The following is a 25,610-nucleotide window of genomic DNA, read 5'->3' on the forward strand; positions in this document are numbered from 1 at the left end:
CTCACTGCTGCGCGTTGGTGCGCCGCCGGTACCAGATCAGGCCGCCGGCGATGGCCGCGGTCGTGCCGGCCAGCACGAGCCCCGGGGTGTCGGGGGCCTCGGCGGTGGCCGCGGTGCCGCCGGCGCCGGCGGGCACGGGTGCGACGGGCGAGGAGTACAGGCCGTGGGGTTCCCGGCCGCCGCGGTCGCCGTGCTCGCCGCGGTCGCCGTGCTCACCCCGCTCACCCCGCTCACCGCGGTCGCCGTGTTCACCGCGGCCGGGGCGGTCGGAGCGGGCGTCGGAGCGGTCGTGGCCGCCGTCGCGGTCGGAGGAGGAGCGCGTGTCGGACAGGTCGCTGCCGTCGGTGACGACCGTCAGCTTGCCGACGGCGGCGGCGTCGTAGCCGTCGCACCGCACGCGGACCGGGTACGTGCCGGCCGACGCGGTCTGGCGGACCGTCGCCTCGGCGAACATCCCGGCGGAGTCCCTGGTGAGCCGGGCGTCGTGGACGAACGCCTCCGAGCTGGCGGTCGCCCGTTCGCTGGCACAGCCGGAGATGCGCAGCTGCACCTCGGCGCCGGGTCTGCTGGTGACAGAGGTGAGCTCAATGGTTCCGGACATGGTGACGGGGCCGTCATGGGCATGAGCGGGGGCCGCGCAGACGGCGAGCGCGGCCGTCAGGGCGCCACTGAGGGCGAAGCGGACTGTAGCCATGGTGAACCTCCTGGTATCCCGAGGTTCACCCCGTGCCGCACCGGCCCGCATCCGCTCCGTAGCGGTATTGCTCCATTCGGCGAGCGCGTAAGCCCGGCGGGTGGCTGCCGCAGGGCAACCGGCTCACACCGGCGCCCGCCTCAGGCGGGCCTCGCCTCAGATCAGGGCGACCAGGTCCGCGATCGAGTCGACCACCCGCGACGGGCGGAAGGGGAAGGTGTCGACCTCTTCGGCGCGGGTCAGGCCCGTCAGCACCAGGAAGGTCTCCATCCCGGCCTCCAGCCCGGCCAGGATGTCCGTGTCCATCCGGTCGCCGATCATGGCGCTGCTCTCGGAGTGCGCGCCGATGGCGTTGAGGCCGGCCCGCATCATCAGGGGGTTCGGCTTGCCGACGAAGTAGGGCTCGCGGCCGGTCGCCTTGGTGATCAGTGCGGCGACGGAGCCCGTGGCGGGCAGGGCGCCCTCGGCGGAGGGGCCGGTCTCGTCGGGGTTGGTGGCGATGAAGCGGGCACCGTTGTTGATGAGCCGGATCGCCTTGGTGAGCGCCTCGAAGCTGTAGGTCCGTGTTTCTCCCAGCACGACGTAGTCGGGGTCCGCGTCGGTGAGGACGTAGCCGATGTCGTGCAGGGCGGTGGTCAGCCCGGCCTCGCCGATGACGTAGGCGGTGCCGCCGGGGCGCTGGTCGTCCAGGAACTGGGCGGTGGCCAGGGCGGAGGTCCAGATGTTGGGCACCGGCACGTCCAGGCCGATCCGCTGCAGGCGGGCGTGCAGGTCGCGGGGCGTGTACATCGAATTGTTCGTCAGCACGAGGAAGGGCTTGCCGGACTCGCGCAGGCCCTTGATGAAGGCGTCGGCCCCGGGCACCGGGATGCCCTCGTGCATCAGGACACCGTCCATGTCGGTGAGCCAGGACTGGATCGGCTTGCGCTCTGCCACTGTGCGACTCCTGCCGTGCTGTGCCCATCGCTGGGACCCGGGGACGCCGGAGCGGCACCTCTCGTGCGCCGCTCCGACACCCCCAGCCTAATCAGTCGGCCGAAGGCACCCCTGCGAAGGTTCATCCTGCGACTATCCCCCCACACGGGGGATGAGGGTCGGCGCAGCGACGGTGGAGCGGCGACGAGGACCCGGAACGCCCCGCCCCGCCACGCCGTGGGAGTGCCACGCACGCCCGGATATCGGCGCATGTGCCCCGAGTACCCCGCTCCGTACGGTGTGTGATGCCCGCCCTGCGGCAGCAGGGCGCACCCCATCGAAGGAGAGAGGGGGCACCCCCTTGCTCGCACCCAACGACGCGATGATCACGCGGGTGATCACGACGCCGCACGACGGTGACGTCGCCACCTGCAGGCCGAACGTCTGCTGTCACGGACCGGTGAACAAGTTCAAGGTCTGCGTGGAGATCATCGCCGGCAGCTACATCGGCAACTCGTGCCTTCCGTACACGCTCAGCCTGCACTGCATCGACGAGTGTCTGGCGGAGCCCAACAAGGAGATGAGCGTCCTGGGCAAGGCGCAGCACTTCTCCAAGAACGACGGCTGGAAGCCCAACGGCTGCAAGGGAACGTACGTCAAGTGGGTGTGCTTCCCCATCGAGGTGCCGCCCAAGCTCCCCGGGTGCCACGTCTTCCACTACATCGTCACCTTGTGTGACAAGCGCGGCACCATCGCGTCCTTCCGGCACAGCGCGCCGTTCATCCTGGCCGCGCACGAGAACGCGGACTGCTGACCGGCTTCAGTGATCCGCCCCGGGCGGCCGCCGCACCCCCGCCGCCGCCCGGACCTCCTCCTGAACGGCCGCCGTGCGGCGGCGCACGGCCCGCATGCCGAGCACGAGGGCCGTGCCGCCGGCCAGCAGGGCGCAGGCGGTGGCGCCGATGCCGTACAGCGGAAGCGCGTCGCCGGTGTCGGCCAGTGCGGGCGGGGCGTCGTCGTTGCCCCTGTTGCCGCCGGGCGCTGCGGCCCGGTGCGTGCGCCCGGGGTGGACGCCGGGCCGCTCGGGGTGGACGCCGGGCCGCCCGGGCTCCACGGCGAAGGTGTAGTCGTCCGACTCCCCGACCCACGCTCCGTCGTCGCCGCGCTTCTGCACCGCGGTGACGTTGGCGGTGACCGGTCCGGCGGGGGTGTTGCCCGCGAAGGCCAGGCGCAGGGGCACGGTGACCGTGCCGTGCGGGGGCACGACGAACCCGGGGAAGCCGGACGCGTCCTGTGGGGAACCGCCGCCCAGCACACCCACGTTCTCGGCCTCGTCCGTCCGCTCGAAGGCGACGGGCAGCCAGCGCGCGCCGTCCGCGTCGTAGAAGTCGAGGTGGATGTGGCCGGGTTCGAGCGCGCGGCCCTTGTCGGAGAGGACGGCGACGGGGTGGACGTCCCGGCATGCGGCGTCGGTGGTGTTGCGCAGCTCCAGCCGCCAGGTCTGCGGGGAGCCCCCGCGTTCGTACGTGCGCGGCCCGCCGCTCAGCCGCGAGCCGAGGGGGAACTGCGCGCTGCGGGGGTCGCCGCAGTGCGACTGCGGGGGATCGATGGCGGAACGTGCCGCGCCGCCGGCCGCACCGAGGGTCAGCAGGGCCGCGCCGACGAGGAGGGCGCGCCGGACGGGCCCGGGGAGGCGGGGCGGGGACAACGCGCACATCGCAGCCATCGCGGACCTTTGCGGGTGGGGACTCCGGTCGTCGTACGCGCCCCATCCCATCCCGTCCGCGCCGCCCGGCCGCCGCGCGGCGCGGGGACGTGCCCCCGACCGGGCGTCACATCCCACCCGGTAGGCCGATTGTCGTTTCATCCGGCCGGGCGTCCTCGTCGGCGTCGAGGGCCGGGCCGGCGCGGCCGAACAACGGGGCGAGGACGAGCTCGGCCGCACCCTCGGCCACGGTGCGGTCGCCGCTGGGGGCGACGGCGACGGGGACGGTGGGCGGGAGTTCGGAGCGCACGCCCCGCAGGTACGGCTCGGGGTCGGCCAGGACCGTCCGGCCGCCGAGCAGCACGAGGTCGATGTCCAGCAGCTGGACGAGGTTGGCGGCGGCGACGCCGAGGAGGCGGGCGGCGCGGGGGGCGTCCCCGTCGGCCGCGGCGCGCAGGCACAGGACCTCGACGCAGCCGCGCCTGCCGCAGGGGCACGGCGGCCCGTCGAGCTGCAGCACCTGGTGCCCGAACTCCCCCGCCCCGGTCCGGGCCCCCCGGTGGACCGCGCCCCCGAGGACGAGGCCGGCGCCGAGTCCGGTGCCGAGGTGCAGGTAGGCGAAGGAGGCGGCACCGCGGCCGGCCCCGCGCGCACCGTGCAGGAGGCCGAGGGCGGCGGCGTTGGTGTCCTTGTCGAGAACGACGGGCAGCCCGAGCCGCCCGGCGAGGGCGTCCCTGAGGGGGAACCCGTCCCACTGCGGGAAGCCGGTGACGCGGTGCAGCACCCCCCGCCGGTGATCGAGCGGCCCGGGGGCGGCGACACCGACGCCCAGGAGGTCGGCGGGGGGATGGGGGGCGGGTGCCGTACCGCCGGCCGGCACTGCTCCCGCAGGGGCGGCCGGTGCCGGGCCCGGGCCGGCGACCGAAGCGAGCCCAGCGCCAGGGGCAGGGGACGTACCGCCGGTCAGTGCCGCTCCCGCAGGGGCGGCCGGTCCCGGACCCGCGCCGGCGGCCGAAGCGGGCGGCACCATGTCGGCAGCCGAAGCAGGCCCCGCGCCAGAGGCGGGTGACGTGCCGCCGGCCGGCGCCGCTCCCCCACGGGCGGCCGGTGCCGGCCCCGGGGTCGTGGCCGTCGCGTCGGCGGCCCGCCCGGCCGTCTCCCCGCCCCAGAGGGCGTGGACCTCGGCCGTCACCGTGGTGAGGACCGCCTCCGCGCCCGCGCCGAAGGCGAGAGGGGCGGTGCGGGTCGCAACGGCGGTGCCCGCCAGGTCGACCAGGGTGGCCGTGACCGCATCGCGGTCGAGGTGGAGGCCGACCGCGTACGCCGCACCGGGCACCAGCCGCAGCGCGGTCGCCGGCTTGCCGCCCGTGGACGAGCGGCGGCCCGCGGCGGTCGCGAGGCCGGCGTCCCGCAGCCGGGCGGTGATCTTGCTGACGGCCTGCGGGGTCAGGCCGGTGCCCGCGGCCAGCTCCCCCCGGCTGGCGCCCCGCTCGCCCGCGTCGCGCAGCAGGCCGAGCACGACGGCGGCATTGTGGTCACGCAGGGCAGCGAGGTTGGCGCCGGGACGGCCGGTACGGAGAGTGCTCACGGGCCACATTCTCCCCTGCACTTGCACTTACGCAACACTGTTGCCAAAGTGAAGGGCATGGACGATGACACCACCGGCACCCCGCACGCCCCCCTCCGCGTCGGCCTGATCGGCTACGGGCTGGCGGGCTCCGTCTTCCACGCCCCGCTCGTCGCCGCAACGGACGGCCTCGTCCTCGACACGGTCGTCACGGCCAACCCCGAGCGGCAGGAGCAGGCGCGCGCCGAGCACCCGCAGGTGCGTACGGTCGAGACGGCGGACGCGCTCCTGGCCCGCGCCGGGGAGCTCGACCTGATCGTCATCGCCTCCCCCAACCGCACCCACGTGCCGCTCGCCCGCGCGGCCCTCGAAGCCGGTCTGCCCGTCGTCGTCGACAAGCCGCTGGCCGCGACCGCCGCCGAGGCGCAGTCGCTGGCCGCGCTGGCGGACAGCCGGGGGCTGCTGCTCAGCGCCTTCCAGAACCGCCGCTGGGACAACGACTTCCGCACCGTCTCCCGGTTGGTCGCCGACGGCGCTCTCGGGCAGGTGCAGCGCTTCGAGTCCCGCTTCGAGCGCTGGCGCCCCCTCCCCAAGGGCGGCTGGCGCGAGTCCGGCGACCCGGCCGAGATCGGCGGCATCCTCTACGACCTGGGCAGCCACCTCGTCGACCAGGCCCTCGTCCTCTTCGGCCCGGTCACCACCGTCTACGCCGAGGCCGACGTGCGCCGGGCCGGCACGGAGGCCGACGACGACGCCTTCATCGCCCTCACCCACCGCGGCGGCGTCCGCTCCCACCTGTGGATGAGCGCCACCACCGCCCAGCTCGGCCCGCGCTTCCGGGTCCTCGGCGACAGGGCCGGGTACGTCAAGTACGGGCTCGACCCCCAGGAGGCCGCGCTCCGCGAGGGCCTGCGGCCGGGCGCCGGGGCGCCGTGGGGCGTGGAGTCCGAGACGTCGTGGGGCCGCCTGGGTGCGGGCGAGTCGCCGCTGACCGGCGGCGGCGAGCCGGTACCGACGCTTCCGGGCGACTACCCCGCGTACTACGCCGCGATCACGGAGGCGCTGCGCACCGGCGGGCGCCCGCCGGTCACGGCCGGGGAGGCGGCAGAGGCGCTGCGCGTGCTGGAGGCGGCCAGGGCGTCGGCGGCCGGGGGCCGCACGATCGCGCTGGCGGAGGCCGGACGATGAGCAGGACCGGCCCGGCCGTGCACGACGAGGTCGGCCGCCTGGAGGACGACGAACGGCGCCTGGTCCTCGACCGCTTCGGCCACGACGACGCCTGGCGCCTGGGCGTGCTGCTGACCGACCTGGCCCGCGAGCGCGGAGCGGCGGTCGCGGTCGCCATCCACCACGGCCCGCAGCGCCTCTTCCACTGCGCGCTGCCCGGCACCTCGGCCGACAACGACGCCTGGCTCGACCGCAAGTGCCGCGTCGTCAGCCGCTACGCCGCCTCGTCCTTCCTGGTCGGCGCCCGCTTCCGCGCCAAGGGCCGCACGTTCGAGGAGTCCTCCCGCCTGGACCCGGACCGCTACGCCGCGCACGGCGGCGCCTTCCCCCTGCGCGTGCGGGGCACGGGCGTGGTGGGCACGGTGGCGGTGTCGGGGCTGTCCCAGGCGGAGGACCATGCGCTGGTGGTGGAGGCGCTGGAGCGGTTCCTGGGGCTGCAGGCGGCAGCCGTGCCGGTCTGAGGGCCGCCGGGCGCGTGCCCGCTCACCCGGAGCCCCGGTGGGTGAGCGGGCACGGGACCCCCGGGTTACAGCTCCTTGTGGCTGCGGCCGTCGCAGTAGTACCAGTCGCTCGACTGCTTCTTCGGGACGATGCACTCCATGATGCGCTGCTTACCGGTGTTGTCGTTGACCCCGTAGATGTAGACCTTGCCCTTCCACCAGTACCCGGAGACCTTCGTGTAGCCGTTCCCGGGCGTCTTGAACCAGCTCGTGCACGCGGAGTCGCCGTTCTGGTTGGTGCCGCAGATCTGCGCTCTGTCCGAGTAGTACGTGGACACGGCGACGTGCTGTCCGTTGCTGCCGGCGTGGGCGGTGCCCGCGGCCGCCATCGGCGCGACGACCACACCCACCGCGGCGGCGGCCACGGCGAACTTCCGTACGCGTGTCATACGGTTCCTCCCCCTGGATCAGCGCCTCCGGGACCCTCCCGGTGCGCTGTCATCAGCATGGGCGGGGGCCCCGTACGGCGTCGCCGCCATTCGGGCTGTTCCGAATCACGCCGGGCAGCAGGTGCTCGTCCCGGAAGTGACGACGCACGGCGACGGTGGCGTCCTCTGTACGCGGCGTCCTCCTTGCCGAAGGCCGTCAGCGTCGTAGCCGCTACCTGGTACGCCTCCGCGAGCACGGCGTACGAGGCGGCGCGTTCGCCTCCCGTGTGCTGGCGGACCGCGGCGCGGGCGTCGGTGAGCAAGGTGGGCAGCAGGGCGGTGATCTTCGTCAGTTCACCGCGCCTGCGGATGCCTTCGGTCGTGCGGATGCTGTGCCGCAGCTCGCCGACGGTCGACGGAGGGACGTCTTCCTCCTGTTGTACGCCGGCGCGCCGGCCGGCCGTCAGTCCCAGCGGGGGTGGGGCCGCTGGCGGTGGAGGACGATGAGGGCCATGCCGGCGCCGGTCGTCATCAGGGCGGCGCCGAGGACCATGTCCGTGCTCATCGGCGGGCCGCCGTGGGCGAGTTCGTGGCCGTCGCCGGCCACCGGGGCGTTGGGCGGCGGGGCGCCGGGGTGCGGGCCGGCGGGGACCGGGACGGGGAGGTGGTTCCCGGCCTCGGGGGTGGGGGCCGTGCCGCAGTCGGGGAGGCGGCCGGTGAAGGGGTAGGCGTGGATGGACGGGCCCGCCGCGCCCGCGGACTCGTGGCTCAGCGAACCGGCCGTGAAGAGCCGGCCGTTGACTCCCGGCAGGCTCAGGTGCGTGAGGCTCGAGCGGCGGCCCACGAGGAGGGAGCCGTCGAGCTGGCCGGTACCGGCGAGCCGGACCTCCCGCGCGTCGGGGACGTTCCACAGGAGCCGTTCCCGCTGGACGCCCGCCACCTTGGCGGCGGAGGTGCTGATGGTCTGCGCCTCGCTGCCGGGGCGGGTGAGGTTGACGAGGACGGTCGCGCGGGCGGGGATGCGCGCGAAGGTCAGGTTCTGCGGGCCGCCGCCGGGGGCGGTGAGGTCGAAGGGGACGGTGAAGACCTGGAGGGCGGAGATGCCGTCGCCGGTGAAGGCCGTGGCGGCACCGTGGTTGACGGCCGTGCCGGTGGCCTTGCGGGCGACCCCCTTGTCGTAGGCGTAGCAGGTGCTCGTGGCGGTCAGTTCCTCGCGCAGGCCCTGGACGGCCGCGACCGCCGCGACGTCGTGCGCCGCCTTCGGGCTCACCGTGCCCGGTCCCGTCGCGTTGCCGGCGTACGTCACGGTCCCGGTGACCGCGCCCTCCTCCGCCACCAGCCGCTGGCCGGCCGCGAGCTTGAGGTCACCGCCGACGCGCAGGAACGCCGAGCCGTTGTCCGGGGGCACCCGCGAGCCGAGGCCGACGACGCCCACGTGGTAGGCGGGCGGCAGCCCGGCGCCCTTGGCCAGGTCGAAGTCGCCGAGGACGACGACCCGGCCCTCGGCCGCGGCCGCCGCCCGGCGCACGGCGTAGTCGCCGCCGACGAAGACGTTGACGCCGTTGTCCCGGCCCTTGACCGGACCGTTGTGCGGCTCGGGGTACGCGCCCGGGCACGCACCCGGCACACAGGGGCCCGGCCCGGTCGCCACCGGTTCGGCCCGGCCCGCCTCCGGCGCTGTGAACGCGCCGGCCAGCAGCGTGCCTCCGATGGCGGCCAGCGTGGCCAGGACCGTGGCCACGGGACGGGACACCCGGCGGCGTGCGCACCCGTTCTGAGACATATATGAAAATATGCCTAAGCCTGTGGGCAGAGCTCCGCAGCACACGCGCTCCCGCCCCCGGACGGAGCAACGGCCGCACCGGGCGGCGCCCCCGTCACGCGTCCTTCAGCACCTGCCGCTGCCGTCCCAGCCCGTCGATCTCCAGCTCCACCACGTCCCCGGCCCGCAGGTACGGCTTCGGATCCGGGCGGCCGAGCGCCACGCCCGCGGGGCTTCCGGTGTTGATCACGTCGCCCGGGTACAGCGTCATGAAGTGGCTGACGTACCGCACGAGGTGCGCCACGGGGAAGATCTGCTGCGCCGTGCTCGAATCCTGCATCAGCTCGCCGTTGACCCACAGCCGCAGGCCCAGCGCCTGCGGGTCGGGTATCTCGTCCGCGGTCACCAGCCAGGGCCCGAGCGGGTTGAACGTCTCACAGTTCTTGCCCTTGTCCCATTGGCCGCCGCGTTCGTTCTGGAACTCGCGCTCGGAGACGTCGTGGGCCACGGCGTAGCCCGCCACGGCCGCCATCGCCTCCTCGTCCGTCCGCAGGTAGCGCGCGGTCCGGCCGATGACGACGGCCAGCTCGACCTCCCAGTCGGTCTTCGTGCTGCCGCGCGGCACGAGCACCGTGTCGTCCGGGCCGACGACCGTGTCCGGCGCCTTCAGGAACACCAGCGGCTCGGCCGGCGGCCGCACCCCGGTCGTGGCCACGAGGTCGCGGTAGTTCACCCCGATACCCACGATCTTGCCGATCCGGGCGACGGGCGGGCCGGTCCGCAGCCCCGGCTCGTCCAGCGCGGGCAGGATGCGCGCGCCCACGGCCGCCCGGATGCGCGACAGCGCGGACGCGTCGGCGAGCAGCGCCCCGTCCACGTCCGGCACCAGGGCCGACAGGTCGCGCAGGATTCCGTCCTCGTCGAGCAGCGCAGGGCGTTCCGCTCCCGCGGGTCCGACACGCAGCAGCCTCATCGCTCCAACTCCCGTAGTCATCCGTGTCATCCGTCGCGCCGGCCCCAGCCGATCGTCCAAGAACGGAGGGTCTCTCCGCAAGGGCCGTTTCGGCCTGTGGACCCTCAGGCGGCGGAACTCCGGCGCTTGCCCACTGCCTGCGCCTTCCCCGCCGCCTGCCGCTCGCCCTCCGGCTCCGCCTGCTTCTCCGCCTTGCCCAGCGGCTGCAGGTACGCCCGCTCCACCGCCGACCACGTCGTGGTCGTCACCAGGTACAGGCCGGCGGCCAGCGGCACCACGGCGGCCGTGACCAGCGTGCCGAACGACAGCAGCGGCAACACCTTGGCCATCGCCGCCATTCCCGGCACCTGCACGTCCTCCGCACCCGGCACCGGCAGGTCCCCGGCCGCCTTGCGATTGCGCAGGAACGTCCACGTCGCCACCGCGCCCACCAGTGCGAACAGGCCCAGGTACACCAGCCCCTGCGCCCCCACGAGGCCGCCGTCGCCCAGCGCGTCCGCCCACCGGCCGCCCAGGGGCGCACCCAGCAGGGTGTGCTTCAGCAGGTCGCCGCCCCCGTCGCCGGTCGAGAACAGGTGGTACATCACGTAGAACACCGGCAGCTGAACGAGCATCGGCAGACAGCCCGCCAGCGGTGACGTGTCCTCCTTCCGGTACAGCTCGGCGATTTCCTGCTGCAGCCGCTCGGGGTTCTTCCCGTGCTTGCGCTTCAGCTCCGCGAGGCGCGGGGCGAGCTCGGCGCGCCGCCGGCCGCCCCTGACCGCCGACCGGGTCAGGGGGTGCAGCGCCAGCCGCACCGCGCAGGTGAACACCACGATCGCCCCCGCCGTCGCCGAGGCGCCCAGCACGGGGTCGAGCGCATCGGCGAGGTGGGTGAGGAGCGAGCCGAGCGAAGTGAAGAGAGGAGAGAAGACGGACATGAGAGTGAGCCCTCCACGGGTCTCGTCGTGCCGAAGGAAGCAAAGGAATCGGCGTGACGAGCCGCGCGGTGGCGCAGCCCGGAAAGGGGGAGATCCCCGGAGAACAAAGGGGAGGCCCCGGAAAACGGGAGCGGGTGCGGGATGCGCCTACGCGGTCGTCGGGAGGAGACGACCGGGCGCCCGGGGCCGTCGGCGGCCCTGCGCATCGGGGTCGCGCTGGGCGAGGAACGCCGTGCGCAGCTCCCGGTCCCGTATCGCGGTGCGTATGCGGGTCGGCGTCAGAGGGCCGGCCGTACGCGCGGCGGCGACCGCGCACAGCAGCAGGGCGGCCGTGGCCGCGACGGCGGCGGTCGCGGCGAAGGCGACGGCGCTCAGCAAGCTGTTCTGCGCGAGCAGCAGTTCGCAGAGCAGGAGAAGGAGCACGCTCATGTACGTACGGACGATGTGCCGCATCATGCCCCTCCCCTCTGCCCGTTAAATCTGTCCGTTCAATCGTTCGTACCGATGTTAGACCGAACCACTGACAGCGGTCTTCCCCGGGGCCGCCTCCGGCCCGGGATCCGCCGCCAGGACCTCGTCGTCCGGCCGCGCGTCGACCGGCTGCGGGCCCCACCACGACACGGCCAGCGCCACGGCGACGTTCACCGCCAGTGCCAGTGCGCCCGCGTTCACCCCCCACACCGGGTCGTGGTCGGTGAACACCAGCCCGCAGACCAGCGCACCGCCTGCCGCCAGGCCGCTCAGCGCACCCCACAGGGTCAGCCTCCGCCACGCCAGGCCCAGCAGGATCATGGGGACGAGCTGCGCCATGCCCTCGTACGAAATGAGCGAGAGCCGCACGAGCGTGTTCGGTTCGGTGTACGTCAGCACCAGCGCCAGCGCGCCGGAGACCACCACGACGACCTGCGCCGCCGGCTTCTGCCGGTCCGGCCGCCCGGCCAGCGCCGGCACGGCCCCCAGGACGCTCTTGCCCCACATCGTTCCGATGACCAGCATGAACACCGCCATCGGCACGATCGACGACAGCGCCGCCGCCACCCCGATCACGCCGACCGCCCAGGCCGGCAACGAATCGACGACCAGCTTGAAGAGGGCCAGGTTGGACCCGGCCCCGGTCAGCCCCGGCACCACGAAGGCCGCCGCCAGGCCGAGCAGCATCGGCACGAACAGCAGCACGTTGTAGAAGGGCAGCAGCATCGCGTTGCGCCGCAGCGCATCCGCGTTGCGGGCGCTCAGGTAGCCCGCCACGGTCGTCGGGAAGATGACGACCGTCAGGGAGTTGAGGAAGCTGGTGGTGACGAACCAGCCGGCGCCGAGGCCGCTGCCGCCGTGCCCGGTGAAGGTCAGCCAGTCCGGTTTCTCGGCCACGAGACGGTCCAGGAAGGGCCCGTAGCCGTCGAAGTAGTGCACGGGGACGTAGAGGGCGAGGAAGCCGAGCGTGGCGATGACCAGCACGTCCTTCAGCACCGACACCCATGCGCTGCCGCGCAGGCCGCTCACCACGACGAAGCCCGTGGTCACCGCGAAGGCGATGAAGTAGGCCCAGTTCAGGCTGATCGCCCCGTAGGAGATGGTCGAGACGACCACGCCCATTCCGGTGATCTGGAGTTGGATGTAGGGCAGGAGGCAGACCGTCGCCAGGACCGCGACCAGGGTGCCGAGCCAGGGCCTGTCGTAGCGGTGCGCCACCATGTCCGTGATGTTCACGAGTCCGTGGCGGCGGGCGTACGCCCACAGCATCGGGCCGACGACGTAGCCGATGGCGTAGCCGCAGGACAGGTACGCGATGACGTACAGGACCGGGGCGCCGTGGTTGTAGCCCCAGCCCGCGGCGCCGAGGTAGCTGAAGCTGGTGTAGCCCTCGCCGGCCATCAGGACCCAGATGAAGACCGTGCCGAGGCTGCGGCCGCCCACGGACCACTCGGCGAGCCCGCCGGTGCGGCCGTGGCCGCGGACGGCCAGGAGGCCGAGCACGACGGTCAGCACCATGAAGCCGCCGAAGACGGCCGTCGCGACGGTGGCGTTCGTGCTCACGCGCGGCCCCGCTTGCGGTCGCCCCGCCAGGCGAGGAAGACGGCGGCCGGTGTCAGCAGCGTCGCCAGCAGGAGCCAGAAGAAGAGGAAGGGGAGGCCGAGGACCGTGGGGTGCACCCGGTCCGCCAGCGGCAGGGCGGCCAGGTAGAGCCCGTACGGGGCCAGGAGCCACAACAGGTTGGGACGTTTCTTCAGCACAGCGTCGACCCTAGGCCGCAAGGGTGGCGTCCGCCCTCACCCGTGCGCCCCGGCCCCCTCACGCCCCCTCACGTCCCCTCACGCCCCCAGCAGCCCCGACGCCGTGTAGATCAGCAGCCCCGCCAGCGCGCCCACCACCGTGCCGTTGATGCGGATGAACTGCAGGTCCCTGCCGATGTGCGCCTCGATCTTGCGCGAGGTCTGCTCCGCGTCCCAGCTCGCCACCGTGTCCGTGATCAGGGACGTGATCTCGTCGCGGTAGGTCGTCACGACGTACACGGCCGCGTCCTCCAGCCAGCCGTCCACCTTCGCCCGCAGCCGCTCGTCGGCCGTCATCCGGGCGCCCAGCGAGAGGATCGAGGTACGGGTGCGCAGCCGCAGCTCGCTGCGCTCGTCCTCCGCCGCGGCCACGATCATCGCGCGGACCGAGGACCACGCCGAGGCGATGATGTCCTGCACCTCGCCGCGGCCGAGGACCTCGGCCTTCAGCCGTTCGACGCGCGCCCGCGTGTCCTCGTCGGTCTGCAGGTCGTGCGCGAAGTCGGCGAGGAAACGGTCGACCGCCGCGCGCGCCGGGTGCTCGGGCATGTCGCGCATCTCGGTGGCGAAGCGCAGCAGCTCCTTGTAGACGCGCTCGCCGACCTTGCGGTCCACGAAGCGCGGCGTCCAGCCCGGTGCACCGCCCGCGACGGCGGCCATGACGGAGTCGCTGTGCAGCACGAGCCAGTCGTGGGCGCGTACGCACACCAGGTCGACGACCTTGCGGTGGCCGCCGTCGGCGACGACCTTCTCCAGCATCGCGCCGATGCCGGGCGCGACCTCGGCGGCGTCGGCGCGGCGCGTGATGGCCTCGCCCACGACGGCCTGCACGTCGGAGTCGCGCAGGACGCGCAGCGCGCCGCGCAGGGCGGTGGCCAGCTCGGCGGTCACCCGGTCGGCGTGGGCCGGCTGGGCGAGCCAGGCGGCGAGCCGGGAGCCGATGCCGACGGCCCGGAGCCGGACGCGCACCACGTCCCCGGAGAGGAAGTTCTCGCCGACGAAGTCGCCGAGGCTCTGCCCGAGCTGGTCCTTCTTGGTCGGGATGATGGCCGTGTGCGGGATGGGCAGGCCCATCGGGCGCCGGAAGAGCGCGGTGACGGCGAACCAGTCGGCGAGGGCGCCCACCATGCCCGCCTCGGCGGCGGCCGCCACGTAGCCGGCCCAGCCGCCGGCACCGGCGGTCCGTGCCCAGGTGGCGAGTGCGTAGACGGCGGCGACGGCGAGCAGCAGTCCGGTCGCGGTGGCCTTCATCCGGCGCACTCCGCGGCGCTTGTCCTCGTCCGCCGCGCTGTAGGTGAATCCGCCGGGCCGGGCGGGCATCACCCCCTCGGCGGTGCCCGGACCGCCAGCAGCGGCAGGCGGCTCCTGTCCATGGGAGCGTTTCATCCACACCACCACCCGTTCCGGCTGTCCTCACGTGCATTGTCCCTACCCGACCGACTCGGGGAACGCCCGAAGAGTTCCCCGCGTCTGACAAGTCGCCCATGACATGTCACGAGCACGTGCTGCGAGGCTCCTGCCCCCGCAGCCGTCCGGTCACCCCGGAGCGTCACGCTCCGCCATCCCTCAGGAGACATCCGCCGATGAAGAGGCCCTCCCTGCCGCGCGCGGCGTTCGCCGTGCTCGCCGCGCTGGCGGCCGTGGTGACGGCCGTGGCGGTGGTCATGAGCAACGGGACGGGCGGCCGGGGCGGCGGGAGCACCGCCGGGCCGCACGAGCTGCCGCGCTCGGCCGCCCCGGCGGCGTCCGGCAGCTGGGCGGGCGCCTGGTCCACGTCGCCGGCCGCGGCCGAGCCGAACAGCGGGCGCGGTTTCGCGGGCCGGTCCCTCCGCAACGTCGTGCACACCACCCTCGCCGGCAGCAGGGCCCGCATCACGCTCTCCAACCTCTTCGGCGACCGGCCGCTCACCATCGGCCACGCCTCGCTCGCCGTCGCCGCCGCGGGCGGCCCGGCCGCCGTGCCCGGCAGCATGCGGGTGCTGCTGTTCGGCGGGCGCCCCATGGTGACGATCCCGGCCGGCCGGACGGCGGTCAGCGATCCGGTCCACCTGGCCGTCGGGTACGGCGCGGACCTGCTGGTCACCACCTACTCCCCCACGCCCTCCGGCCCGGTGACCTACCACCCGCACGCCCGCCAGGTCTCCTACCTCGCCCAGGGCGACCGCACCGAGGACACCGGCGGCGCCCCGTACACCGCGCGCACCCCCTACTGGCGTTACGTGAGCGCCGTCGACGTGTGGAGCAGCGACGCCCAGGGCGCGGTCGTGGTGCTGGGCGACTCCATCACCGACGGCGTCTCCTCGACCGTGGGCGCCAACCGCCGCTGGACCGACTTCCTGGCCCGCCGCCTGCGCACCGAGCCCGGCGCGCCCCGCTACGGCGTGCTGAACCAGGGCATCAGCGGCAACCGCGTCCTGCTCGGCGGGGTGGGCGCCTCTCCCCGCAACAACCCCAGCGGTCTGGAGCGCTTCGACCGCGACGTGCTCTCCCGCACGGGCGTGCGGGCCGTCGTCGTCGAGCTCGGCGTCAACGACATCATGCGCCGCCCCCGGCAGACCGACCCTGCACGGATCACGGCGGGGTTGCGCGAGCTGGTGGCGCGGGCGCACGCGCGCGGGCTGCGGGTGATCGGGGCGACGCTGGCGCCCTTCGGCGGGCGCGTGGGCCTCGGGCCGGAGCAGGAGCGCGTGCGGCAGGGCGTCAACGCCCGGATACGCGCCGGGGACGTCTTCGACGGCGTCGTGGACTTCGACGTGGCGCTGCGCGACCCGGCCGCCCCGCAGCGGCTCCTGCCGGCGTACGACTGCGGCGACCACCTCCACCCCAGCGACGCCGGCTTCCGGGCGATGGCGCAGGCCCTCGACCTCGGCCTGCTCAAGGGCGACCGGCCGGCGGCGCAGCAGCTCTGAGCCACCCACCACCGGCCCCCCCTGCCCACCGCCGTCCGCCGCTGCCCGTCGCGCGCTCAGCGCAGCTCTTTGCCGCCGCCTGCGTCGGTGCCGTCGGTCCCGTTGCCCCCGTAGTCGCGGCCGCCCCGGCGCTCCTCGCGGTCGAGCCTGCGCTGCTCGCGCCGCTCCTCCCGCAGCCGCTTGCGCTCGGCCCGGGTCACCTTGCGGGTCACGCCGACGCCGCCCCAGAACGCGAAGCCGGTCACGTGCACGGTGGGCGAGCCGGGGGTGCCGGGGCCGGTGGCCTTGTCGTCGAAGCCGCCCATGATGCCGACGCCGCCGACCTGCACGTCCAGTTCCGGCGGAACGGTGACCTGCATCCCGCCCATGACGGCGATGCAGCGCACGACGACCTCGCGGTCCTCGAAGCGCGCCTCGCGCAGGTCGATCTCCCCGCCGCCCCAGAAGACGAAGGCCGTGAACACGCGGGGCACCGTCCACCCGCCGCGCCGCTGGAAGCCGCCCATGATGCCGACGGCACCCTTGGACGTGGGCCGGCCGCCGATCCGTCCCGCCCACTCGTCGCCGCCGGCCGCGACCGGCGCGGAGGCCGCCGCTCCCGACGGCACCGGCAGGTCCCGGACGAGCGGCTCCAGTTCGGCGTGCGTACGGGCCTTGTACGCGGCTTCCAGGCGCTCCTCGAACTCCTCCATGTCCAGCCGGCCCTCGGCGACCGCCTCGCGCAGCGCCTCGGCGACCCGCTCGCGCTCCGCGTCGGAGGCCCGCATCTCAGGAAGTTCGCTCGTCATGCCGGACAGCCTAGAGCGCCCCGGCCACCAGGCCCACGGCCCGCCCCCCGCCGCTACAACGCCTTCCGGTCCGCGTACATCTTCGCGATGACCTCCTCGATGTCCGGCTCGCGCACGGACAGGTCGACCAGCGGATGGCGGGCGGCCACGGCCGCCACGATGGGGGCCGCGCTCTGCGTGGCGGCGAACGCCAGCCACTGGCGGGGCCCTTCGACCTTCACGGGGCGCGCGCCGGGCACGTCCGTGATGGGCGGGAGCTCACGCTCCAGGTCGATGACGAGCACGCGCTCGCTCCCGCCCACCGCGTGCAGCCCGTCCAGCCCGCCGTCGTAGACGAGCCGCCCGTGGTCGATGACCATCACGCGCTTGCACAGCTGCTCGATGTCGGTCAGGTCGTGCGTGGTGAGCAGGACCGTCGTCCCCCGCTCGGCGTTGACGTCCCGCAGGAACTCCCGCACCTTCGCCTTGCTGACGACGTCCAGGCCGATCGTCGGCTCGTCGAGGTAGAGCACCTCGGGATCGTGCAGCAGGGCCGCCGCGATGTCCCCGCGCATGCGCTGCCCCAGCGACAGCTGCCGCACGGGCACGTCCAGCAGGTCGCCGAGGTCGAGCAGCTCGACGCAGCGTTCGAGGTTGGCGCGGTAACGGGCGTCCGGGATGCGGTACATGCGGCGCACCAGCCCGTAGGAGTCGCGCAGCGGCAGGTCCCACCACAGGGTGGTGCGCTGGCCGAAGACCACGCCGATGCGGCGTGCCAGCCGCGTGCGGTCGCGGGCCGGGTCGATGCCCGCGACCCGCAGCCGGCCACCGCTGGGCACCAGGATCCCGGTCAGCATCTTGATGGTCGTCGACTTGCCCGCGCCGTTGGGCCCGATGTAGCCGACCATCTCGCCGCGGGGGACACGGAAGCTGATGCCGTCCACCGCTCGTACCCGATGCCGTTCGCGGCGCAGGAACCCCGCCTTGCGGCGCACGTCGAAGACCTTCTCGACGCCGTCCAGCTCGATGAAGCCGTCCACCGTGCCCTGCCCCTCTCCGTCCGCCACGGCCGTCAACTCCCCGTGCTCCGGTAGCCCCGCAGCCCCGCCCGCCACGCCGCGCCGGCCAGCGCGCAGCACACCAGCGCCACGAGCGGCGAGGCGAAGTCCACCCAGCCCGGCAGCCCCAGCGGATCGTCCCGGCCGAGGATCCGCAGCGCGGGCAGCCAGTTGACGAAGGCCAGCGGCACGACGAACGTGACGCCCCGCACGAGCTCCGTGGCGAACACCGTCGGGGGGTACTGCAGCATGGTCGTGCCGCCGTAGGTGAAGGCGTTCTGCACCTCGGAGGCGTCCTGGGCCCGGAACTGGAACGCCGCGCCCGCCACGAACACCGCACCGAAGATCACCGCTCCGCTGATCAGCATCAGGGGCAGGAGCAGCAGCGTCACCGGCGTCCAGTGCACGTCCAGCCGGTACAGCGTCCAGGCCAGCAGCAGCACGCCCTGGCTGACGCGGCCCAGCCGGCGCAGCGCGAAGCGGTCGGCCGCGACCTGCGCGAGGACGGGCACGGGCCGCACGAGCAGGGTGTCCATCGTGCCGTCGCGCACGCGGCGGCCGACGCGGTCCATGGTGCCGAGCGCGAGGTCCGCCAGGCCGAAGGAGGTGCTCGTGGTGCCGTAGAGCAGGGCGACTTCGGGCAGGGTGAAGCCACCGAGGGTGTCGGTGTGCGTGAACATGATGGCGATGCCGACGAAGTCCAGCGCGGTCGCGGCGAAGTTGCCGAGGGCCATCATGACGAAGGACGTGCGGTAGGCCATCGTCGACCGCACCCACATTCCGACGATCAGGCCATAGGCGTGCACGCCCTCGCCCGCACGACGGAGCACACCGGCCGGGGCGTCAGCCACCCTGGACCACCACCTTCCGTGTGGCCACCGCCTGCACCGACCGCCCGGCCGCCAGCAGCAGCACCGCCCACATCGTCTGGAACCCCAGCGCCGCCGCCACGCCCCCCGCGCCGCCGTGGCGGCCCAGCAGCACGTCCGCGGGGACCTGCAGCATCGCCGCCCACGGCAGCATCCGCACGATCTCGCCGAAGGCCCCCGGGAAGACGGCGAGCGGCAGCAGCGTCCCCGAGAAGAAGATGGACAGCAGGCCGTTCAGCGTGTTGACGCCCGAGCCGTCCAGCAGCCAGAAGGCGCACAGCGCCACCAGATAGCGCAGCCCGAAGCCCACGACGACGCCCAGCAGCACCGACAGCAGGAACACCAGCCACGTCAACGGGTCGCGCGGCAGCGCCAGTTCGAAGCACAGGGCGCCCACCAGCAGCGGCACCACCCCCCGGCCCAGCAGCTGGAACACGGCCCGGCCCAGGTCGTTCGCCAGCCACCACAGCTGCAGGTCGGCCGGCCGGTAGAGGTCAACGGCGATGTCCCCGGAGCGGATCCGCTCCTGCAGCTCCTCCTGGAACCCCCCGCCGATCAGGCACGCCGCTCCCAGCAGCGCCTGGGTGACCCACACGAACGTCAGCGCCTGCGCCTGGTCGTAGCCGCCCAGATGGGGACGTTCGTTCCACAGGGCAATGAAGGTGTACGCGACGATGAAGCCGAACACCGTATTGGTGAAGAGGCCCGCCGCGGTGGCCATCCGGTAGGTCGCGTACCGCCGGAAGCCGCTCACCGCGACAGCCGCGTACAGCCGCACCAGCCCCACCCCCCGTCCCGTTGAACCGCTTTGACCACCGCCCGCGCACCGCCGTCCCCACCGGGCCCCGAAGCGCAGGGGAGCCTAGCCGCACGCCTCGGCCGGGAACCACGGATTTTCACCCCTTGGAGTGGTCCGCCTGGCCCGAACGGTCCTTACGGAGCTGTTCAAAGGTGCGCTACGCCCTTCTGCCGGAACGCATGATGCGACAGTGTCTTCCGGGGTCACGACGCAGGTCGGAACCGCCCGACACGACACCGCTCCGCCGCGGCCGCACAACCCCGGCGGCGGCCGAGGAGTCCCAGGAGACATGAGCGACGAGCAGTCACAGCAGCGGCGTCCCGCTGGTGGCGGCCACGCGCCGCCGGGCTGGGCGCCGAGGTCCACCGGCGCGTCCGCCGGCACGCGCCGGGCTCCTGGCGCCCGCTCCGCGGCCGGCCCCGGCCGGCCCGGCCGCCCACGGCGCACGGGCTGGCGCCGGCTCGTGCCCACCTGGCGCATGATCCTCGGCGGCTTCCTGCTGGCGGTCCTGGTCGTCGTCGGCGCCCTGGTGGCCGGCTACATGCTGGTCGACATCCCCCCGGCCAACAAGGCCGCCACCGCCGAGAGCAACGTCTTCCTCTACGCCGACGGCACCATCCTCGCCCGCGACGGCGAGGTCAACCGCGAGAGCGTGCCCCTGAGCAAGGTCCCCCGGGACGTCCAGCACGCCGTCCTGGCCGCCGAGGACCGCGACTTCTACTCCGAGTCCGCCGTGAACCCCGAGGCGATGCTGCGCGCCGCCTGGAACACCGCCACCGGCAAGGGCAAGCAGTCCGGCTCCACCATCACCCAGCAGTACGTCAAGAACTACTACCTGGGCCAGGAACAGACCATCAGCCGCAAGGTGAAGGAATTCTTCATCGCCATCAAGCTGGACCGCGAGGAGAGCAAGAACGACATCCTGGAGGGCTACCTCAACACCAGCTACTTCGGCCGCAACGCCTACGGCATCCAGGCGGCCTCCCAGGCGTACTACGGCAAGGACTCCGACAAGCTCACCGCCGCCGAGGGCGCCTACCTCGCCACCCTCCTCAACGCCCCCAGCGCCTACGACGTCGGCGCCCACCCCGAGAACAAGCAGCGCGCCCTGGCCCGCTGGAACTACGTCCTCGACGGCATGGTGAAGAAGAAGTGGCTCGGCACCACCGAACGCGCCGAGATGCAGTTCCCCGCCCCCGGCAAGGCCAAGGCGCGCCTGAGCATGTCCGGGCAGCGCGGCTACCTCGTCGAGGCCGTCAAGGACTACCTCACCAGCAACAAGATCGTCGACGAGACGACGCTGGCCACCGGCGGCTACCGCATCGTCACCACCATCGACCGCAAGAAACAGGACGCGTTCGTCAACGCCGTGCAGCACCAGCTGATGGACGATCTCAGCGAGGACCGCAAGGCCGACCGGTACGTACGCGCCGGGGGCGCCTCCATCGATCCCAAGTCCGGCAAGGTCGTCGCCATGTACGGCGGCATCGACTACACCAGGCAGTACGTCAACAACGCCACCCGCCGCGACTACCAAGTCGGCTCCACCTTCAAGCCGTTCGTCTTCACCTCGGCCGTCGACAACGACTCCACCACCCAGGACGGCCGCACCATCACGCCCAACACCCTCTACGACGGCACCAACAGACGCCCGGTACAGGGCCCGGACGGACCCGTGGGCTACGCCCCCGAGAACGAGGACGGCTACTCCAACCCCCGCATCACCGTCACCAAGGCCACCGACCTGTCCGTCAACTCCGTCTACGCACAGATGGCCCAGGACGTCGGCCCCGCCAAGGTCAAGAAGACCGCCGTCGCACTCGGCATCCCCGCGGACACCCCCGACCTGACCGCCACGCCCTCCATCGCCCTGGGCCCGGCCACCGCCAGCGTCCTGGACATGACCCAGGCGTACGCGACCCTCGCCAACCACGGCCGGCGCGGCCCGTACACACTCGTCGAGAAGGTCTCCAAGGCCACCGAGGACGTGCAACTGCCGGACGCCGGCGAGAAGAAGCAGGTCGTCTCGCGCGTCGCCGCCGACACGACCACCTCGATCCTGCAGAGCGTCGTCGACAGCGGCACCGGCCGCCGGGCCCAGTCCGCGGGCCGGCCGGCGGCCGGCAAGACCGGCACGGCGGAGGAGGACAAGGCCGCCTGGTTCGCGGGTTACACCCCCGACCTGGCCACCGTCGTCGCCGTCATGGGCCAGGACCCCGACACCGGCGTCCAGAAGCCGCTGTACGGGGCCGCCGGGGAGCCCCGCATCAACGGCGGCGGCTACCCGGCGCAGATCTGGGGCGCCTACACCGCCGACGCGCTCGAAGGCACCGAGGCCACGGACTTCGACCTGGAGCTGCAGAGCGGCGCGGGGACCCCGATGCTGGAACCCACCCCGACCGCCACGGCGCCCCCGTCCCCCACCGGCTCGCCGTCGCTCCCGGCCACCCCGCCGACCGCCCCGCCGACGAGCTTCGGCCCGCCCGAGCCGCCGACGATCCCGGAACCGCCGGTCACACCGCCGGGCTTCCCCACGCCCCGCCTGCCCACCTTCGGGCCGGGAGGACCGGGCGAGGACAAGGAACGGCACTCCGCCGACCGCCACGGAGGCGGGGACCTGCTGGGATACGAGTACTGAGGCGCCCCGGCCGCATCGGTGGCCGGAGGTCAGTGTCCGGACGTCAGTGGCCGGACGTCGCCTTGAGGCCGACGACGGCCACCAGCAGCAACGCGATGAAGAAGATCCGCGCGGCGGTCACCGGCTCGCCCAGCAGCGTCATGCCGAGCACCGCCGCACCGGCCGCGCCGATGCCCACCCACACCCCGTACGCGGTGCCGATGGGCAGCGTCCGCGCCGCCTGCGCCAGCAGCAGCATGCTGGCCACGATGCCCGCGACCGTGGCCACGCTGGGCCACAGCCGCGTGAAACCCTCGGTGAACTTCATGCCGACCGACCAGCCGACCTCCAGCAGACCGGCGACAGCGAGCAGGACCCATGCCATGACGGTACCTCCGACGGAAACGACTCCAGGGGGGTGCGTCGTCTTGTCCTGACCCGGTACGGCGCGTCTCGTCGGGATGGGGACGACCGTAGCAAAAAGGGTGTAACAGGCGTATAAGGCGTGAGGGTGTGCGGGACGTCCAGGGCGCGTCAGAGGTACAGGCCCGTGGAGTCCTCCGACCCTTCCAGCCGCTCCGCCGCCACCGCGTGCAGGTCACGCTCGCGCATCAGGACGTACGCGACCCCGCGCACCTCCACCTCGGCCCGGTCCTCCGGGTCGTACAGCACCCGGTCACCCGGCTCGACCGTCCGCACGCTCTGACCGACCGCGACGACCTCGGCCCAGGCCAGCCGGCGGCCCACCGCCGCCGTCGCCGGAATGACGATGCCGCCGGTGGACCGGCGCTCGCCCTCGGGGATGTCCGTCCGCACCAGAACGCGGTCGTGGAGCATCCGGATGGGCAACTTGTCGTGGGTGGTGTTCGTACTCACGTCACGACCGTACCTGCCCGCGCGCGGGGCCGAGGCCACAGGGCCGCTAAGACTTCCGGCGGCGCGAGCCCTTCGAGGACTTGCCGGAGGCGATCAGCAGCCCCACGACGCCCACCGCCACCATCGCCACCGGAACGATCCGCTCCAGCCGCGGCTCACCGTCGGGGCCCACGAATCGCGAGCGCACCTCCGACACGACGCGGTTGGCCGCCACGTACGCGCGCCCCGCGGTCTGGTCCACCTTCGACGCCACCTTGGCCTTGGCATCCCCGATGATCGTCGACGGGTGCATCCGCACGCCGATCTCGTCGAGCACTACGGCGAGCTCCTGCCGCCGGCGGGCGATGTCCGCCTCGATCTGCGCAGGTGTCCTGGCTTCCGCCACCGCGCTGCCTCCGTCTCGTCGATAAGAATGATGAAGAGTGATGACTACAGTCTGTCAGCTCCCCCGGCGAAGCGCCCCGCGGCACCCCCGATCCGCGACCTGGCTACGCTCGGGACGTAACCGACGTCCCCACCGAGGAGAGCCATGAGCGAGCGACTGCAGCCCGGCGACACCGCCCCCGCCTTCACCCTGCCCGACGCGGACGGCAAGCAGGTCTCGCTCGCCGACCACAAGGGCCGCAAGGTCATCGTCTACTTCTACCCCGCCGCCCTCACCCCCGGCTGCACCAAGCAGGCGTGCGACTTCACCGACAACCTCGACTTCCTCGCCGGCCACGGCTACGACGTCATCGGCGTCTCCCCCGACAAGCCGGAGAAGCTCGCGAAGTTCCGCGAGAAGGAGACCCTGAAGGTCACCCTCGTCGGCGACCCCGAGAAGAAGGTCCTGGAGGCGTACGGCGCCTTCGGCGAGAAGAAGCTCTACGGCAAGACCGTCACCGGCGTCATCCGCTCCACGGTCATCGTCGACGAGGACGGCAAGGTCGAGCGCGCCCTCTACAACGTCAAGGCCACCGGCCACGTGGCAAAGATCATCAAGGACCTGGGGCTGTAACGCGCCGCGCGACCGACGCCTCCTCGGGCACGTCCTCGGCCTCCGGCAGGTCGAGGACCGCCCGGGCACCCCCGCCCTCCGCCCTGCCGAACGACAGCCGCGCCCCCAGCACCGCCGCCTGCCCCACCGCGATCGTCAGCCCCAGGCCATGACCCGTACCGCGCTCGGGCGCCGCCGTACGGAAACGGCGCGGCCCCTGGTCCACCAGGCCCGGCGGGAAGCCGTCCCCGTGATCCCGGATGACGATCCGCGTGCCCTCGACCGTCACCTCGATCGGCGGCCGGCCGTGCTTGGCCGCATTGGCCAGGATGTTCACCAGGATCCGCTCCACACGACGGGCGTCGGTGGCCACGATCCGGCCCTCGCCGATCACCTCCACCGCCACGTCGTCCACCCCGCGCTGACCGCGCGCCCGCTTGACGATGCCCCGCACCAGCGACGGCAGCTCCACCTCGTCCAGCTGCGCGCTCTCCACCCCGGCGTCCAGCCGGGACACCTCCAGCAGATCCTCCACCAGGGCCCGCATCGTCTGCGCCCGCTCCTGCACCATCTCCACCGCCCGCGGATGCGGCAGCAGCTCGGCCGAGGCCACCAGCCCCGCCACCGGCGTCCTCAGCTCGTGCGCCACGTCCGCGGTGAACTGCCGCTCCGCCGACACCCGGCCCGCCAGCGACGTCGCCATGTGGTGCACCGACCGGCCCAGCTCCGCGACCTCGTCCCGGCCGGCGATGTCCAGCGCGTCCGCGTCCGGCGCCTCGCCCGCCGCGATCCGTCGCGCCGCCGCCGCGGACAGCCGCAGCCGCCGCGACAGGCTCTGCGCCACGAACCACGCCACCACCGCCATCAGCGCCACGGTCGCCCCACCGGCCACCACCAGCGCCTTGTCCAGCGCCGTCTGCAGGGGGTCACGGTCCGGGTACGACGCCGAGATCGACAGCACCTTGTCGTCCCCGACCCCCGTGGCCGCCCACACCCGCGGGTCCTCCCCGCCGCTGATGTACGTACCCGACTCGCCCTTCGCCACGGCCTGCGACAGCGCGAACGGCAGCGTCGAGTCGTCCAGCTGGGCACCCAGCGCCAGGGTCCCGTCCCGCTGGTAGATCTGCAGCGCCGAGCTCAGCAGGCCGTCCTGGTACGCCATGGCCTGGCGGTCCCGCTCCAGGCCTGAGATGTGATGCACGGCCACGCCCAGGACCACGACGGCAAGGGCGGTGACGAAGGAGATCGCGAACGCGATCCGGCCACGGATACCCATCACGCGATCGGAAGGACCTCTCGGGACTCGCCCGCAGGGGTGGCCCCCACGTACCGGACCTCCAGCGCCGTGAAGGCCACGGCCCCGTCCACCTCGCGCGGCTGGAACAGCCGCAGCCGCGCCGGGAAGGACTTCCCCGCCGCCGCGCCGGCCACGCCGCTCGACACCTGCACGACGCCGTTGCCGTCCGCACCGTCCGAGGTGTACGCCTCCCACCGGATGCCGCTCGCGACCCGCCCGGAGGTGTTGCAGTCCAGCGTGATGATGGTCGGCTCCCGCACCGGCTCACCCATCCCGCAGTCCCGCACCCCCGGCAGCTCCCGGGCGTTCGAGCCCTCCAGCACCACCTGCGACTCCTGACCGGCACCCGACTTCTGCGCCGCCGCCGTCTTCGGCGCCTTGTTCACCACGCTCGCCCGGTCCGTGGCATCCCCCAGCCACACGCCGCCGAACACGAGCACGGACACACCCAGGAAGATCGCCACCACGGTGCGCAGACCGGCACCACGGGCCACGGCACGGTCGGTCATCGGCTCTCTTCCTCGATCACGGGCGGATGTTG

General features: G+C 73.3%; 27 protein-coding genes and 1 riboswitch. Of the genes, 6 read left to right on the forward strand and 21 right to left on the reverse strand.

The features are described from left to right. Window position 1: 1 nt before the first annotated feature. Together IE182_RS23845 and IE182_RS23850 are read right to left on the reverse strand one after the other, a co-directional pair. Complete coding sequence (locus IE182_RS23845; protein ID WP_190111966.1) at window positions 2-694, reverse strand: hypothetical protein; 693 nt, start codon at window positions 692-694, stop codon at window positions 2-4. A gap of 156 nt (window positions 695-850) precedes the next feature. Then, complete coding sequence (locus tag IE182_RS23850) at window positions 851-1,630, reverse strand: HAD-IIA family hydrolase (protein WP_190111967.1); 780 nt, start codon at window positions 1,628-1,630, stop codon at window positions 851-853. A 340-nt stretch (window positions 1,631-1,970) separates the two neighbouring features. Here IE182_RS23850 and IE182_RS23855 point away from each other — a divergent pair, with 340 nt between their 5' ends. Further along, window positions 1,971-2,423 carry a hypothetical protein gene (locus IE182_RS23855; RefSeq protein ID WP_190111968.1) on the forward strand — a complete coding sequence of 151 codons (453 nt, stop codon included), beginning with the start codon at window positions 1,971-1,973 and terminating at the stop codon, window positions 2,421-2,423. Window positions 2,424-2,429: 6 nt separating this feature from the next. On the opposite strand, the gene IE182_RS23860 is transcribed toward IE182_RS23855, so the two are convergent. Both IE182_RS23860 and IE182_RS23865 read right to left on the reverse strand, forming a co-directional pair. Further along, window positions 2,430-3,335 (reverse strand): hypothetical protein, encoded by a 906-nt coding sequence (locus IE182_RS23860; protein WP_190111969.1) that lies wholly within the window; start codon window positions 3,333-3,335, stop codon window positions 2,430-2,432. A gap of 106 nt (window positions 3,336-3,441) precedes the next feature. Then, a complete protein-coding gene (locus tag IE182_RS23865; protein ID WP_190111970.1) occupies window positions 3,442-4,911 on the reverse strand; it encodes an ROK family transcriptional regulator in 1,470 nt (489 codons plus the stop codon). Between the two features lie 48 nt (window positions 4,912-4,959). Between IE182_RS23865 and IE182_RS23870 the strand changes: the two genes are divergently transcribed. Together IE182_RS23870 and IE182_RS23875 are read left to right on the forward strand one after the other, a co-directional pair. After that, window positions 4,960-6,069, forward strand: coding sequence for a Gfo/Idh/MocA family oxidoreductase (locus IE182_RS23870; protein ID WP_190111971.1), 1,110 nt, complete (start codon window positions 4,960-4,962; stop codon window positions 6,067-6,069). Continuing rightward, complete coding sequence (locus IE182_RS23875) at window positions 6,066-6,569, forward strand: heme-degrading domain-containing protein (protein ID WP_190111972.1); 504 nt, start codon at window positions 6,066-6,068, stop codon at window positions 6,567-6,569. Before IE182_RS23870 ends, IE182_RS23875 begins: the two co-directional genes overlap by 4 nt. Window positions 6,570-6,634: 65 nt before the next feature. Here IE182_RS23875 and IE182_RS23880 read toward each other — a convergent pair whose 3' ends face one another. The 8 genes from IE182_RS23880 to IE182_RS23915 all read right to left on the reverse strand — a co-directional run bounded on the left by IE182_RS23880 (window position 6,635) and on the right by IE182_RS23915 (window position 14,287). Next, entirely contained in the window at window positions 6,635-6,997 is a 363-nt protein-coding gene (locus IE182_RS23880; RefSeq protein WP_190111973.1) for a hypothetical protein, read from the reverse strand. A gap of 442 nt (window positions 6,998-7,439) precedes the next feature. Beyond that, complete coding sequence (locus tag IE182_RS23885) at window positions 7,440-8,759, reverse strand: choice-of-anchor A family protein (RefSeq protein ID WP_190111974.1); 1,320 nt, start codon at window positions 8,757-8,759, stop codon at window positions 7,440-7,442. A gap of 94 nt (window positions 8,760-8,853) precedes the next feature. Beyond that, window positions 8,854-9,711 (reverse strand): fumarylacetoacetate hydrolase family protein, encoded by an 858-nt coding sequence (locus IE182_RS23890; protein WP_190111975.1) that lies wholly within the window; start codon window positions 9,709-9,711, stop codon window positions 8,854-8,856. 104 nt (window positions 9,712-9,815) lie between these two features. Then, entirely contained in the window at window positions 9,816-10,631 is an 816-nt protein-coding gene (locus IE182_RS23895; protein ID WP_190111976.1) for a YidC/Oxa1 family membrane protein insertase, read from the reverse strand. A gap of 147 nt (window positions 10,632-10,778) precedes the next feature. Continuing rightward, a complete protein-coding gene (locus IE182_RS23900; RefSeq protein WP_190112055.1) occupies window positions 10,779-11,084 on the reverse strand; it encodes a DUF6412 domain-containing protein in 306 nt (101 codons plus the stop codon). A 54-nt stretch (window positions 11,085-11,138) separates the two neighbouring features. Next, window positions 11,139-12,620, reverse strand: a complete 1,482-nt coding sequence (locus IE182_RS23905; RefSeq protein WP_190112056.1) for a sodium:solute symporter family protein — start codon at window positions 12,618-12,620, stop codon at window positions 11,139-11,141. A gap of 41 nt (window positions 12,621-12,661) precedes the next feature. Continuing rightward, entirely contained in the window at window positions 12,662-12,862 is a 201-nt protein-coding gene (locus IE182_RS23910) for a DUF3311 domain-containing protein (protein WP_229845057.1), read from the reverse strand. 78 nt (window positions 12,863-12,940) lie between these two features. Further along, window positions 12,941-14,287: a DUF445 domain-containing protein gene (locus IE182_RS23915; RefSeq protein WP_190111977.1), complete on the reverse strand. Its 1,347-nt coding sequence runs from the start codon at window positions 14,285-14,287 to the stop codon at window positions 12,941-12,943. A 197-nt stretch (window positions 14,288-14,484) separates the two neighbouring features. On the opposite strand from IE182_RS23915, the gene IE182_RS23920 reads away from it, so the two are divergent. Then, on the forward strand, window positions 14,485-15,810 hold the full coding sequence (locus IE182_RS23920; protein ID WP_190111978.1) for an SGNH/GDSL hydrolase family protein: 1,326 nt from the start codon (window positions 14,485-14,487) through the stop codon (window positions 15,808-15,810). 56 nt (window positions 15,811-15,866) lie between these two features. Here the strand turns inward: IE182_RS23920 and IE182_RS23925 are convergent, their stop codons facing one another. From IE182_RS23925 to IE182_RS23940, 4 genes are all read right to left on the reverse strand, one after another. Next, complete coding sequence (locus IE182_RS23925; protein ID WP_229845058.1) at window positions 15,867-16,598, reverse strand: DUF1707 SHOCT-like domain-containing protein; 732 nt, start codon at window positions 16,596-16,598, stop codon at window positions 15,867-15,869. A gap of 53 nt (window positions 16,599-16,651) precedes the next feature. Further along, window positions 16,652-17,644: an ABC transporter ATP-binding protein gene (locus tag IE182_RS23930; protein WP_373303603.1), complete on the reverse strand. Its 993-nt coding sequence runs from the start codon at window positions 17,642-17,644 to the stop codon at window positions 16,652-16,654. Between the two features lie 5 nt (window positions 17,645-17,649). Beyond that, window positions 17,650-18,414 (reverse strand): ABC transporter permease, encoded by a 765-nt coding sequence (locus IE182_RS23935; protein WP_190112059.1) that lies wholly within the window; start codon window positions 18,412-18,414, stop codon window positions 17,650-17,652. A gap of 64 nt (window positions 18,415-18,478) precedes the next feature. Next, window positions 18,479-19,282, reverse strand: a complete 804-nt coding sequence (locus IE182_RS23940; protein WP_229845059.1) for an ABC transporter permease — start codon at window positions 19,280-19,282, stop codon at window positions 18,479-18,481. Between the two features lie 310 nt (window positions 19,283-19,592). Between IE182_RS23940 and IE182_RS23945 the strand changes: the two genes are divergently transcribed. Next, window positions 19,593-21,941, forward strand: coding sequence for a transglycosylase domain-containing protein (locus tag IE182_RS23945; RefSeq protein ID WP_190111980.1), 2,349 nt, complete (start codon window positions 19,593-19,595; stop codon window positions 21,939-21,941). A 43-nt stretch (window positions 21,942-21,984) separates the two neighbouring features. Here the strand turns inward: IE182_RS23945 and IE182_RS23950 are convergent, their stop codons facing one another. From IE182_RS23950 to IE182_RS23960, 3 genes are all read right to left on the reverse strand, one after another. Continuing rightward, the gene (locus IE182_RS23950; RefSeq protein ID WP_190111981.1) at window positions 21,985-22,305 is read right to left on the reverse strand and encodes a DMT family transporter; all 321 of its coding nucleotides are present in this window, start codon (window positions 22,303-22,305) and stop codon (window positions 21,985-21,987) included. A 32-nt stretch (window positions 22,306-22,337) separates the two neighbouring features. Then, a riboswitch (guanidine-III (ykkC-III) riboswitch) is annotated at window positions 22,338-22,398 on the reverse strand. A gap of 56 nt (window positions 22,399-22,454) precedes the next feature. After that, complete coding sequence (locus tag IE182_RS23955; protein ID WP_048831771.1) at window positions 22,455-22,757, reverse strand: GroES family chaperonin; 303 nt, start codon at window positions 22,755-22,757, stop codon at window positions 22,455-22,457. An 85-nt stretch (window positions 22,758-22,842) separates the two neighbouring features. After that, on the reverse strand, window positions 22,843-23,181 hold the full coding sequence (locus tag IE182_RS23960; protein WP_190111982.1) for a DUF3618 domain-containing protein: 339 nt from the start codon (window positions 23,179-23,181) through the stop codon (window positions 22,843-22,845). 144 nt (window positions 23,182-23,325) lie between these two features. Between IE182_RS23960 and bcp the strand changes: the two genes are divergently transcribed. Then, window positions 23,326-23,793: a thioredoxin-dependent thiol peroxidase gene (gene bcp / locus IE182_RS23965; RefSeq protein ID WP_190111983.1), complete on the forward strand. Its 468-nt coding sequence runs from the start codon at window positions 23,326-23,328 to the stop codon at window positions 23,791-23,793. Here bcp and IE182_RS23970 read toward each other — a convergent pair. Next, window positions 23,774-25,048: a sensor histidine kinase gene (locus IE182_RS23970; protein ID WP_190111984.1), complete on the reverse strand. Its 1,275-nt coding sequence runs from the start codon at window positions 25,046-25,048 to the stop codon at window positions 23,774-23,776. The two genes, bcp and IE182_RS23970, sit on opposite strands and share 20 nt — an antisense overlap. Continuing rightward, entirely contained in the window at window positions 25,048-25,578 is a 531-nt protein-coding gene (locus IE182_RS23975) for a hypothetical protein (protein ID WP_190111985.1), read from the reverse strand. The genes IE182_RS23970 and IE182_RS23975 overlap by 1 nt, the downstream gene beginning before the upstream one ends. Window positions 25,579-25,610 lie beyond the last annotated feature (32 nt).

It is taken from the genome of Streptomyces cinnamoneus (assembly GCF_014650495.1).
Lineage (GTDB): Bacteria > Actinomycetota > Actinomycetes > Streptomycetales > Streptomycetaceae > Streptomyces > Streptomyces cinnamoneus.